The sequence below is a fragment of the Streptomyces sp. MK7 genome, from assembly GCF_032658145.1.
Taxonomy (GTDB): Bacteria; Actinomycetota; Actinomycetes; order Streptomycetales; family Streptomycetaceae; genus Streptomyces; species Streptomyces spiralis.
Genome location: NZ_JAVACL010000044.1, coordinates 47874 through 59108, shown reverse-complemented (window position 1 = coordinate 59108; position 11235 = coordinate 47874). Strand labels below are relative to the sequence as shown.

At 70.3% G+C, this 11235-nt stretch carries 10 protein-coding genes and 1 pseudogene; 8 read left to right on the top strand and 3 right to left on the bottom strand.

The features are described from left to right. Positions 1-70 precede the first annotated feature (70 nt). Both R2S09_RS32770 and R2S09_RS32765 read left to right on the top strand, forming a co-directional pair. Complete coding sequence (locus R2S09_RS32770) at positions 71-1027, top strand: GlxA family transcriptional regulator (protein ID WP_306192430.1); 957 nt, start codon at positions 71-73, stop codon at positions 1025-1027. A gap of 197 nt (positions 1028-1224) precedes the next feature. After that, positions 1225-1680, top strand: coding sequence for a hypothetical protein (locus tag R2S09_RS32765; protein ID WP_306192429.1), 456 nt, complete (start codon positions 1225-1227; stop codon positions 1678-1680). Positions 1681-2196: 516 nt separating this feature from the next. Here R2S09_RS32765 and R2S09_RS32760 read toward each other — a convergent pair. Next, complete coding sequence (locus R2S09_RS32760) at positions 2197-2838, bottom strand: ScbR family autoregulator-binding transcription factor (protein ID WP_316744937.1); 642 nt, start codon at positions 2836-2838, stop codon at positions 2197-2199. 387 nt (positions 2839-3225) lie between these two features. On the opposite strand from R2S09_RS32760, the pseudogene R2S09_RS32755 reads away from it, so the two are divergent. Beyond that, a pseudogene (locus tag R2S09_RS32755) lies at positions 3226-3523 on the top strand (DUF6009 family protein); the annotation flags it as partial. Positions 3524-3770: 247 nt separating this feature from the next. Here R2S09_RS32755 and R2S09_RS32750 read toward each other — a convergent pair. After that, complete coding sequence (locus R2S09_RS32750; RefSeq protein ID WP_306192427.1) at positions 3771-4937, bottom strand: ScbA/BarX family gamma-butyrolactone biosynthesis protein; 1167 nt, start codon at positions 4935-4937, stop codon at positions 3771-3773. Between the two features lie 147 nt (positions 4938-5084). On the opposite strand from R2S09_RS32750, the gene R2S09_RS32745 reads away from it, so the two are divergent. Then, positions 5085-6329, top strand: coding sequence for a cytochrome P450 (locus tag R2S09_RS32745; protein ID WP_306192426.1), 1245 nt, complete (start codon positions 5085-5087; stop codon positions 6327-6329). Positions 6330-6391: 62 nt separating this feature from the next. Here R2S09_RS32745 and R2S09_RS32740 read toward each other — a convergent pair whose 3' ends face one another. After that, positions 6392-7243: an NAD(P)H-binding protein gene (locus R2S09_RS32740; RefSeq protein ID WP_306192425.1), complete on the bottom strand. Its 852-nt coding sequence runs from the start codon at positions 7241-7243 to the stop codon at positions 6392-6394. 377 nt (positions 7244-7620) lie between these two features. Between R2S09_RS32740 and R2S09_RS32735 the strand changes: the two genes are divergently transcribed. The 4 genes from R2S09_RS32735 (at position 7621) to R2S09_RS32720 (ending at position 11220) form a co-directional block, all read left to right on the top strand. Continuing rightward, positions 7621-8313 (top strand): ScbR family autoregulator-binding transcription factor, encoded by a 693-nt coding sequence (locus tag R2S09_RS32735; RefSeq protein ID WP_306192424.1) that lies wholly within the window; start codon positions 7621-7623, stop codon positions 8311-8313. 210 nt (positions 8314-8523) lie between these two features. Continuing rightward, a complete protein-coding gene (locus R2S09_RS32730; protein WP_316744935.1) occupies positions 8524-9150 on the top strand; it encodes a ScbR family autoregulator-binding transcription factor in 627 nt (208 codons plus the stop codon). Positions 9151-9342: 192 nt separating this feature from the next. Then, on the top strand, positions 9343-10200 hold the full coding sequence (locus tag R2S09_RS32725; protein WP_316744934.1) for an AfsR/SARP family transcriptional regulator: 858 nt from the start codon (positions 9343-9345) through the stop codon (positions 10198-10200). Between the two features lie 24 nt (positions 10201-10224). Continuing rightward, complete coding sequence (locus R2S09_RS32720) at positions 10225-11220, top strand: SRPBCC family protein (RefSeq protein WP_316744932.1); 996 nt, start codon at positions 10225-10227, stop codon at positions 11218-11220. Positions 11221-11235: the final 15 nt, after the last annotated feature.

Sequence of the window (11235 nt, the reverse complement as noted above, 5' to 3'; positions counted from 1 at the left end):
GTCACCCAGCCTGCCAAGGTCCGCCCGGCCCGGAAACGGCATGATTGCCAACACTCGATAGGATCGTGCCATGAGTGGCAAGCGGGAACCGGAGCGCGTGGCCGTCCTGGCGCTCGACGGCGTCTACCCCTTCGAGCTGGGCATCCCCAGCCGCATCCTCGGCGCCGCCGACGGCCGCTACGAGGTGCTGACCTGCACCGTCGACGGCCGGCCGGTGCGCACCAACGCCGACTTCACGATCGGCGTCGCGCACGGCCCGGAGATCCTCGACACGGCGGACACGGTGGTGGTCACCTCCATGCCGCCCGACTACATCCCGCCGCGGCTGCCCGACGAGGTCACGGCCGCCCTCGCCCGCATCCGCCCGGACGCGCGCATCGTCTCCATCTGCACCGCCGCCTTCATCCTCGCCGAGGCCGGGCTCCTCGACGGCCGCAAGGCCACCACTCACTGGCAGGCGGCCGACGAGTTCCGGTGCCGGTACCCGAAGGTCGAGCTCGACCCGGACGTCCTGTTCGTCGACGACGGCCGCATCCTCACCTCGGCCGGAGCTGCCTCCGGCGTCGACGTCTGCCTGCACATCGTCCGCACCGACCACGGCAGCGACCTGGCGAACACCGTCGCCCGCCGCTGTGTTGTGCCTCCGTTCCGCGACGGAGGCCAGGCGCAGTACATCGAGCAGCCGGTGCCCGTCAGCGGCGCCGCGAGCACCGCCGCCACCCGCGCCTGGGCCCTGGAGCGCCTCGATGAGCCCCTCACCCTCTCCGACCTCGCCGGGCACGCCCGGATGAGCCTGCGCACCTTCGCCCGCCGCTTCAACGACGAGGTGGGCCTCAGCCCCGGCCGCTGGCTGATCCAGCAGCGCCTCGCCCGCGCCCGGCACCTGCTGGAGTCCAGCGACCTGCCGGTGGACCGGATCGCCGCCGAGGTCGGCTTCGCGACCGGCGCCTCCCTGCGGCAGCACCTGCAGGCGGCGATCGGCGTGTCCCCGCAGGCGTACCGGCGGACCTTTCAGAAGGCCCGCTGACCTTGTTCACGTACAGTGCGATCGCGGGGCCGCCCGGTCTTCCCAAGGTCAGCACCGGCTACCGTGACATTCGCCGCACAACACCGCGAACCGGTGTCCACCTTCCGAGGTGACCCCAAGAGCTGCCGGGAGGCGCCGGCCGCGGGCACTGGTGCGTGAGCCGGGCATGAGCGGTATGGAAGGAGACCGGTCGTTCCATGGCGAGCTGGATCACCGAGCTGCGTCCTTCCCTCCGGGATCCGGGAGCAGCCGTTCCGGAGCCGCTCAGCCGCCCCGAGACGATCGCCGAGGCCGAACGCGTACTCGGCGCGGACGTCATCCGGTGGGCGGTCCAGACCGCGTCCGCCATCAGCGACACCCTGGTGGACGCCGCACGGCACGACCCGGATCTGCACCTGACCCGTCTGGAGCGCCGGGCGTGTGAGGCGTCGTTGCTGGCGTTCCTGCAGGCCTGGCAGGCCGGACGGGGAGAGCAGAAGAGCATCGTGCCACCGGAGGTCGTCGAACACGTGCGGCTCGCGGTCCGGGAGGGCGCGAGCCTCGGCACCGTCATGCGCGCGCCCTGGCGGGGCCAAGTGGTCGTCAACGACGAGCTGCTGGCGGTCGTCAGCCGCGCGGTGCCGCCGGACCGCTGCTCGAACTCCGGTTCGTAAGCGTCGCGTTCGGCGAACACGCGGGCCAGGGTCGTCTGGGTGACCACCAGATCGGACAGCTCTTCCTCGGCGGCAGCTGTTCGCTCGTTCAACGCGGCCAGCTCAGCCCGCAGCCCCTCCACCCGATGCCGGGCCGCCTCCTCACGCTGCTTCAGCAACGTCAGCAGTTCCCGACCACCGGAACGCGAAACCCCCGCTGATCACCGTCCCTCAAACAGAGCTGCACCCGCCCCGGTATGACGGACGAGGAGATCGCCCGCGCCACCGCCCCGTTCTGACGCGGCGCCACGGCGGGCGAGCGCGCGGGCACGGGGCTCGGCCTGTCCGTCGCCGCCGCCCTGCTCACCGCCGGCGGCGGCCGGCTCGAACTGGGCCGCGCGGACGGCGGCGGCCTGCGCGCGGCGGCGGTGCTCCCGCCCAAGTGACCTTGCGGATCCAGCGGAGTTCGGGCTGTCTCCCAGGCCGTCTCAAGGCGATCCCGAGCCAAAAGAGCGTCCGTTTTCGAGCGCGGTGCGGCTATTCCGGTACGCGCATCGCGTCATGGGGCTGACGTCCCGCCGGCACCAGGCCCCCCAGGACCGCGGGAGCGGCGATCCCGGGCAGCAGCAGGTCCCAGAACCGGGTGATGACCGGGCGGGAGCGCCAGTGCGGGGCGGTGCCGCCGAGCACCTCGAACCCCACCATCGCCGCCACCACGGCGGTCATCGCGTACTCCGGCGCGACCTTCCGGCTCAACTCGCCCCTTCGGTCGGCGAGTTCGATCGCCTGCGTGACCCACGACTGCCAGCGGCCGCGCAGATTCTGCTCCGGGGGCCAGGCGCTGGTCGCGCTCAGGCCGAAGCCCGCCCGCAGTACGGCGTCCGTGCCCAGTGCGCGCATCAGGTCGTGCGAGGCGTCCACGAGCGACTGCAACGACGGCCTGGGGACGGCGACGGACTGCGCCGTGATGATGTCCAGGCGGCGCAGCGCCGCGTCCTGGACCGCATCGGCCAGCAGGGCCTTGGTCGCGAAATGGAAGTGCAGTGCCCCGCTGCTCACCCCGGCGAGCGAGCTGATCGTGGCAAGCGACGCCTCCGCGAAGCTGCCGCGGTCGAAGACCTCGGCCGCGGCATTGATCAAGGCCTCACGGGTACGCGCAGCCCGTTCTTGTTTCACCATGCCACCATTTAACAAACCGCACGAGCGGTCTGTAAATAGAATGACACCCGGACAGCCCTCGGTGGTCTTCGGTGGTCCTCATGGCGGGCGACGTGCTCAAAAGGCGATGTCGTCCATGAGGTCGAGATCATGTGGCTCGAGGACCCGATGGACCTCGATCCCGGGATCCGGCCGCCGCGCCGCTGCTCTGCCGGCGCGGGTGCGGGTGGTCCGCCAGAAAAAGACCTCGCGGGACCACCCGGGAGGGGATCTCCGGTCGTGCTCGCAGGGACGCACCTCAGAAGATGCCGACGGTGCCTCGAGGAACGCCTCATGTCCGATCGAGCGCCGCTGGAGGGCCGTCCGTGGACCTTCCCCCCGGCCCGTCGACTCGTGCTCCAGTCGCTGCAGAGCCTGGACCGGCTGCCGACCCGGCGCGGCACGCCCGTGTACCACCGCGACGGCCGCATGGTCGGCTACGCGGTCCTCGGTCCCGACGCCAAGCCGTCCCGCTCCTCGGGGACCTTCCGGCGCCGGGTCTTCCGGCTGCTGCCGCACGACCGGGACGCGGTCCCCGACGGGCTGTATACGACGGGGGCGCCGGGTGGAGGCGGTGGACCCGCGCATGATCGAGCCCCGGAGCAAAAGGCGCAAGGCCGAGCGTTCCGAGGGCGTACCGCAACGCTCGGCCACGCATTCCGTCTGATCCGGGGTCGCCCCAGCCCCCTTCACCTACCGATCAGTCGGTTTTTTCTTGGCGGAAGTAGGGTTCCGTCCACCGGGAGCGATCGCCTGCGTAGCACGCCCCATTGTAAACAAACGGCAAAGTGGAGGGGTGTGAGGCGGAAACAGAGGGCATGGGATCCGCCAAGTACGGTGAATTCCCGTGCCCTCTTGGAATTGCCGGAGATTCTTCTGGCCGACCTCCTCTCATGGGACCCTCGACCGTATTTCTAGCGTCCGTCGAGTGTGCCGGAAATGCGTGCAGCGAAGACGTCCTGGCTGTTCTGCCGCCCCATCACCCGAACGCTCACGGCGCCCGATTCCGCGGCGGGTTCGAGCGACGCCTCGATCCAGCACGGAGCGTCGAACTCGGCGTACCGCAGGAACTCGGCGTGCAGGTGCGACGGGGTGAGCGGGCGCGGTTGCGTGAGGGAGCAGGCGGCCTGCCGCGCGGCCTCCATCAGCACCATGCCGGGTATGTGGTCGGCGTCGTGGTCGAACAGGATGGGATGACGCGGATCGGGATCGACCAGCCAGCGACCGGGCTGGTCGGTGGCGGCGAGCACCACGTCGAAGGGGGTGACCCGGCCCAGAGCCGACGGCGCGTCGGAGCTCACGGCGTGCAGCCGCTGAGTGCGCCGTGCCTGGGTCGACGGGCCGCGTAACCGCTGGTAGGCCGCGGGTGCGATGCAGGTGAAACGGCCGCCGCCGGCGGCGCAGAGCATCCCGTCCCGTTCCACCGTGACGTGCATGGTGAACTCTGCGAGACGCTTCCCTTTCCACTTCATCTCGGTGCAGGCCGCGGTGAGGTTCAGCTCGCTGGGCGCCGTGCCGATGGCCAGGTACTCGGCGTACGTCGTGACCGTCATGTCCCACATCACGAACTGGTGGCCGAGAGGGACGCCGAACTCTGCGTGCGCGAGGTAGAGCCCGACCTGACGAATGGTCTCCACCGCCTGCATCGAGTCGTGCCGGACCCCGTCGTTGCTGGTGAAGAAGGTGTGCGCACGAGGCCACTGGCCGAAAAGGGCGAAGTGGGTGTCGTCCAGCTTCTCGCAGCCGCTCAGGAACACCTCTGCCAGACTCGAGCGGTGCACGTACTCGCGCGGGACCGTGGTGGTGAGCCGCGGCATGGCGGCGACGACCGGTCCACCAGGTGGGTCGCCGATCTGTACCTGTGTGGAACGGTCTTCCTCTGAGAACGCCAGGACGGACACCTTTGTCTCCATTTCGCCGTTGGTGATTCGCCGAAAGACCGTGCGGTTCCTGTAAGATACGAACCTACCGGTTTTCTTTTCAAGCCCTTCGCAGATCGCATCGATCCATACTTCTTGATCCTTATGAGAGGCGCGGCGCGGGTCTGGTGGCCGGTGATCCTGGAGAAAGCGGCAGCTCATATTCCGCTTTCTCTCTTTCGATCATGAATGGGGCGGCGGAGGCGGGACTGCACGAAGGTCTCGCGGAAGGCCGTGTTCTGTGACTACAGTAAACCGGTCTTGCGGTTTTTTTGTCGGGAAAGATCACTGCCCCCTTGGGAGTCATCGATGTCCGCAGCACGGTGCCCGTACGCCATCGACCCGTCCGGAAGAGACATCCACGCAGAGGCCGACGAACTGCGCCGGCGTGGACCCGTCACCCCCGTCGAGCTGCCCGGAGGCGTGACGGCCTGGGCCGTCACCGACCCGAGCACGATCAGGCAGCTGCTCACCGACCCCCGCGTCTCCAAGGACGCCTACCGCCACTGGCCCGCGTGGAACAACGGCCAGATAGCCGAGACCTGGCCGTTGGGCATATGGGTTTCGGTGCAGAACATGTACACCGCCTACGGTCAGCGGCACCAGCGTCTGCGCAGGCTGGTGGCCTCGGCGTTCACCGCCCGGCGCATCGCCCTGATGCGTCCGCGGATCGAGGAGATCGCGGACGTCCTGCTGGACGAACTGGCGGCCAAGGAGGCGCCGGACGTGCCGGTGGACCTCCGCAGCAGGTTCGTGGATCTGCTGCCGCGTGAGGTCATGGTCGAGCTGTTCGGCGTGCCCGGGGGGTTCCGGGAGCCGTTGCAGCGGATCATCAACGGCTTCTTCGACACGGGGATGTCACTGGAGGCCGCGCAGCAGACCCTGCGGGACCTGTACCGCACCATGGGTGACCTCGTCGCCTTCAAACGGCGTACCCCGGGCGACGACCTGACCAGCGTGCTCCTCGCGGCGGGTGACGAGGAGAGCGGTACGCGCCTGACCGACAAGGAGCTGGTCGACAACCTGATCATGATGCTCAGCGCGGGCAACGAGACCATGGTCAACCTCCTCGGCAACACGACGGCACTGCTGCTCGCCCACCCCGACCAGCTCGAACTGATCCGCACGGGGAAGGCGAGCTGGGGCGACGCGGCCGAGGAGTCGGTGCGGATGAAGGCACCGGGGGCGAACGGGATCCTGCGCTATGCGGTCGAGGACATCGCGGTGGGGGACACGGTGATCCCCCAGGGCGAACCACTGGTCATCTCGTTCGTGTCGCCGGGCCGCGACCCCGAGGTCCACGGGGCCACGGCGGATCAGTTCGACGTCACCCGCGAGGCGAGGCGTGAGCATCTCTCCTTCGGCCACGGCACGCACTACTGCATCGGGGCTTCGCTGGCCCGGCTGCAGGCGGAGGTGGTGCTCCAGGCCCTGTTCACCCGCTTCCCCGACCTCTCCTTGGCCGTGCCGTTCGACGCGTTGCGCCCGGTGGAGTCGTTCATCTCCAACGGCTACCGCGAACTGCCGGTGCTGCTCGGCGAAGCCGCGTCGTAGGGGAGCGCCTGCCGCTGCCGGAGCACGATCCCATCCCGCCGAGCGACCGGCGCCAGCCGCCCTCAGGTCGCTCGGCGCGTGTCTGCCGAGAAGTGGTGCGCGTGATCCTGCGCCCAGGTGCGGAAGGGCGTCGGCGGCCGTCCGGCCGGAGCATCGCAGTGCAGCGCCTTGCCTCCGGCCGCCTGCAGGGCCGCCCGTTGCAGGAGCGCCTCGACCACCGCGGGCGGAAAGCGCCGGGCCAGGTGGCCGCGGGCCTCCTCAGGCGTCCATTCCCTGAACTCCACAGGGCGGCCCAGGACTTCGGCCAGGATGCGGGTCTGGTCCTTCGCGGTGAGCCGTTCGGGCCCGGCCAGGGTGTAGGCCTTCCCCTCGTGGCCCGGCTCGGTCAGGGCCCGGACGGCCGCACGGGCCACGTCCCGCGGGTCGACGGGAACGTTGGCCGCGTCGCCGTACAGCGCGCACACGGTTCCCGTCCTGCGGATCTCGGGGGCCCACGCCAGCGTGTTCGACATGAACGCACGCGGTCGGAGCAGGGTCCAGGCCACCCCGGCGGAGCGCACCGCCGCTTCCATCGCCCGCTGCCGACGGGTCACCACATCGTCGAGGCCGTCCTCTACCGCCGCGGCCGACAGCTTGACCACGTGGGCGACGCCCATGGCGACGGCGGCCTCCAGGAACCTCTCGTCGTGCGGTGCGGTGGGGTGATTGGTCACCAGGAACGCGGCACGCACCCCCCGCAGCGCCCGGCGGAGTGCCGGCGGCTCGCCGTAGTCGGCGGCGACCGTCTCGATACGCGGGCCGGTCACGGAGATCCGCTCGGGCCGGCGCGCCATGACCCGGAGGGGATGCCCCGCCGCGAGTTGCCGGGCCACCGCGCTTCCCACCGCTCCTGTAGCGCCCGTTACGAGGATCAACGGTCCCCCCGATCCCACTCGAATTCCGCTCGAATCCCGTTCGACGGCCTCTGCGCGGCGACCGTACCGCAGGGGCCGGGTCCTGTCCGGCACACGGTGGTACCGAACAAGTCGATTCGGGGACTCCGGTTTCGTGCCGCGCCGCGGACGGCATCCCGGTGGAGGCGACAGCTTGCCCCGGTCAGAGGCGACGGCGACGCCGTGAGCGATGCCCTCCGCCGTACACGAAGGCTTGCGAACGAGCCAGTGGCCACACGCGAAGAAGCGAACCGGGCTTGTGAATATACGGACTACCTGGTTTGGTTCTAGATGCTGGAAGAAATTGCGACACGGAAACGATCTATGGAGGGTTCGCGGTGGTGCGACAGGAGCGGGCGATGCGCACCCGTAAAGCCATCTTGGAAGCGGCTGCAGAGGTCTTCGACGAGCGGGGCTTCCAGGCCGCCACGATCGGCGAGGTGCTGAGCCGCGCCGGCGTGACCAAGGGAGCCCTGTACTTTCACTTCCCGTCCAAGCAGGCGCTGGCTCAGGGTGTCCTCGACGAACAGTTCCGGTACGGAGCTCTGACACCCCGGGCGAGCAAGCTGCAGGAGGTCGTGGACATGGGGCTCGGCCTGGCCTACCGCATGCGGCACGACCCGATGGTCAGAGCGTCGGCCAGGCTCAGTCTCGAAGCGCAGATGGTGGAGGTCTTCGGCACCGGATACACCAATGCCTGGGTCGCGGTCACCGAGCAGGTGTTCCGGGAGGCCGCGGCGCAGGGCGAGCTGCTTCCCCATGTCGATCCCGCCGAGTCCGCGTGGATCTTCTCCGCGGCCTGGACCGGCGTCCAGATCTACTCCCAGCAGCTGTCGGGCCGGGAAGACCTGGAGGCCCGTATCTCGTCGCTCTTCGCCCATCTGCTGCCGAGCATCGCCGTGCCCGCGGTCCTGAGCCGACTGCAGTACGGTCCCGAGCGGGGCTTCCAGGTCGCCGAAGAGGGAAGACGTCTTGCCGTGGCGGCGGATGAGGCAGAGGCCGACGCGGCCGAGGTGGCCGTCGCCGCCGACGTGGCCGGGGCTTCTGCCTGATCCGGCTCCCGGACGTGCCTGCCGGCTGTCCGGCAGGCCGTCGCCCCTTCCCGCGGGTGTCTTGAAGTAGACACTTACAACAAACCATCTGTGCGGTTTAATATCTTTCCCGCGTAGGCGTATGCTGCCCCGTGGGTGCCTCGGCGGCCTATGGGGCAGAGGTGCGATCATGAAACAAACCGCTCGCGCGGTTTTTGAAGGGCGGTCTCGATGGTCAAGCAGGTCCGGGCGGCGCGTACACGTGAGGCCCTGATCCGCGCCGCGGCGGAGGTGTTCGCCGAGGACGGATACGCTCTCGCCTCGCTGCCGTCGATCAGCAAGCGCGCGGGCGTGAGCACGGGCGCCCTGCACTTCCATTTCATGAGCAAGGACGTCCTCGCCGGCGCGGTGGAGAGAGAGGCCGCCACCGCGGCCGCCCGGCTGGCCGAGCGCTCCCGGTCCGCCGGTCCGCCGCTGCAGTCGCTCCTGGACGTCTGCTCCGGCCTGCTGCACGCCCTCGCGGACGATCCCGTGGTCCGCGCCGGTTTCCGGCTGAGCGCCGATCCGTCCCGCAAGGCCGGGGCCGAGCTGCTGGACTGGTGGCACGACCGGGTGCGCACGCTCGTCGTCGAGGCCCGGCGCGCGGGTGAGCTGGGGGAGGCCGTGTCGGAGGACGCGGCCACGACGGTGCTCGTGTCCTCCACCGTGGGCTTCGGGGTGCTGGGCGCGGTGGACCGGGCCTGGCTCTCGGTGGACCGGGTCGCGCCCTTGTGGTCGTTCCTCGCGCCGCACCTGGCGGCGTCGCCGCACGAGGCGCCGGCGCCGGTGGTCACCGGGGAACGGCGGTCCTGCGGGTAAAACCGCTCGTGTGGTTTGTTACTGCCTCAGGTGAAGGCCGGCCATGCGGGACCCCCGGCCCGCCTGTCCGTTCGGCGGATCGCGGTGGTCGGCGGGTCGCCGCAGCCGCTCGCCCTCTTGACAAACCGCACGCGCTGTTTTTTACTGAGGCTCCGGACCAGAACACAGGCTTCGCCGATGGCGGGAGACGGCATGGACAGCGACATATTCGGAGCACTCGCCGTACGGGAGAACGGGGTCTCGATCACGCCCACCGCTCCCAAACCCCGCCAGGTACTCGCCCTCCTCGTCCTGCACGCCGACCGCTTCGTGCCCGCCGACACGCTCGTCGAGGAGCTGTGGGGGCAGCACCCGCCGTGCAGCGCCCGGCCGACCCTGCAGACGTACGTCCTGCAACTGCGTGAACTGATCACAGCCGCTCTTCGGCTCGACCCGCCCGGCGCACCGCCCCGGACCGCCAAGGACGTGCTCCTCACCCTGCCCGGCGGCTATCTCCTCAAGGCCGACGGGGGCGTCCACGCCGCGCAGGAGTTCCAACGGCTGATCGGAATGGGGCACCGGGCCATGGACGCCGAGGACCACATCGCCGCCGAGAAGCTGCTGAGCGAGGCACTCTCGCTGTGGACCGGACCGCCGCTGCCGGAGATCACGCCCGGCGAGCACCTCGGGCGGGTGATCACGAAGCTGGAGGAGGACCGGCTGTGCGCCCTGGACCGGCGGGTCGACGTCGACCTGCGGCTGGGCCGCCACCGGGAACTGCTCGGCGAGCTGTCCGTGCTGGTCAGCCGGTATCCGCAGCACGAGAGTCTGTGCGGGCAGTACATGCTGGCGCTGCACAGGTCGGGACGGCGCAGCGAGGCCCTGGACGCCTACCGCCGGCTGCGCGACACCCTGGTCGGCACCCTCGGTATCGAGCCCTCCCTCGACCTGGCGAAACTGCAGCAGGCCATCTTGCGGGCGGGCACCGCGGTCGCGGCGCCGCCCCGTCCGCACAGGGCGGATTCCCGTGTCCGCCTCCAGCCGGACTCCAGGAGGGCCTCGCATCCTTGACCGGGGCCGGAGAGGGGACCGCTCATGTCGTCACAGCGGGTGCACGCAGCCGAGCACGCCGTGGGCGTGGCGGCACCGGCGGGGGTGGTCTACGGACTGCTCGCCGACGCGGTCCGCTGGCCGGTGCTCTTCCCCTCGTACGTCCATGTGGAGCGCATGGACCACGACGGCACCCAGGAACGGCTGCACCTGTGGGATCTGGTGCAGGGCCGGGTCCGGCCGCTGCGGGTGCGCCGGCGGCTGCACCCGCGGACCAGGACCGTGGCGACCGAGCGCATCGACCCGGTGACGCCCGGCGTCGTCACCAGCGGCCTGTGGCGTGTGACGCCCGACGGTGACCGCTGCGTGCTGAGCCTGCGCAGGGAGCACGATCCGCCCCCGTGGTTCGGTTCGTCGCCCGAGACGGACGACAGTGCCCTGGAGGCCGAGGTCGTCACCAGGCTCGACGAGGTCAAGGCGGTGGCCGAGCGCTGGACCGCGCTGGACCAGCTGCTGCTGGGCTTCGAGGACAGCATCCGGGTGTCGGGGCCGCACGAACTCGTCTACGACTTCTTCCACCGCATCGAGGACTGGCCCGAGCTGGTCCCGCACATCGACTGGGTGGACGTCGAGGAGGACGTCCCGGGCGTGCAGGTCGCGGACCTCGGCAGCTGCGACTGGGACGGCGCCGGGGCCGTCGTCTCCCGGGCCGTGCGGCTGTGCTTCCCCTCCGCGGGGCGCGTCGTGCACAAGGACCTCCTCGCCACGGACCCCGACGGCGCTCAGGAGCGGCCGGGCCTGTCCCGGCTGCTCGCCGGGCACACCACCGAGTGGTCCGTGCTGCCGGGGCCGCTCGGGACGATCGTGGTCTGCTCGCACTCGGTGATGCTGAAGGAGGCGGCCCTCGACAGCGCTCTCGGTTCCGACGCCACCCTCGTCGACGCGCGCCACGAGGTGCGGGCCGGCCTGGGGCGGGCGAGCCGGGAGGTCCTCGGCCTGGCCAAGTGGCACGCGGAGAGCGCACTCCGCCGCGTCGGATGACGGGGCGTGCCATGA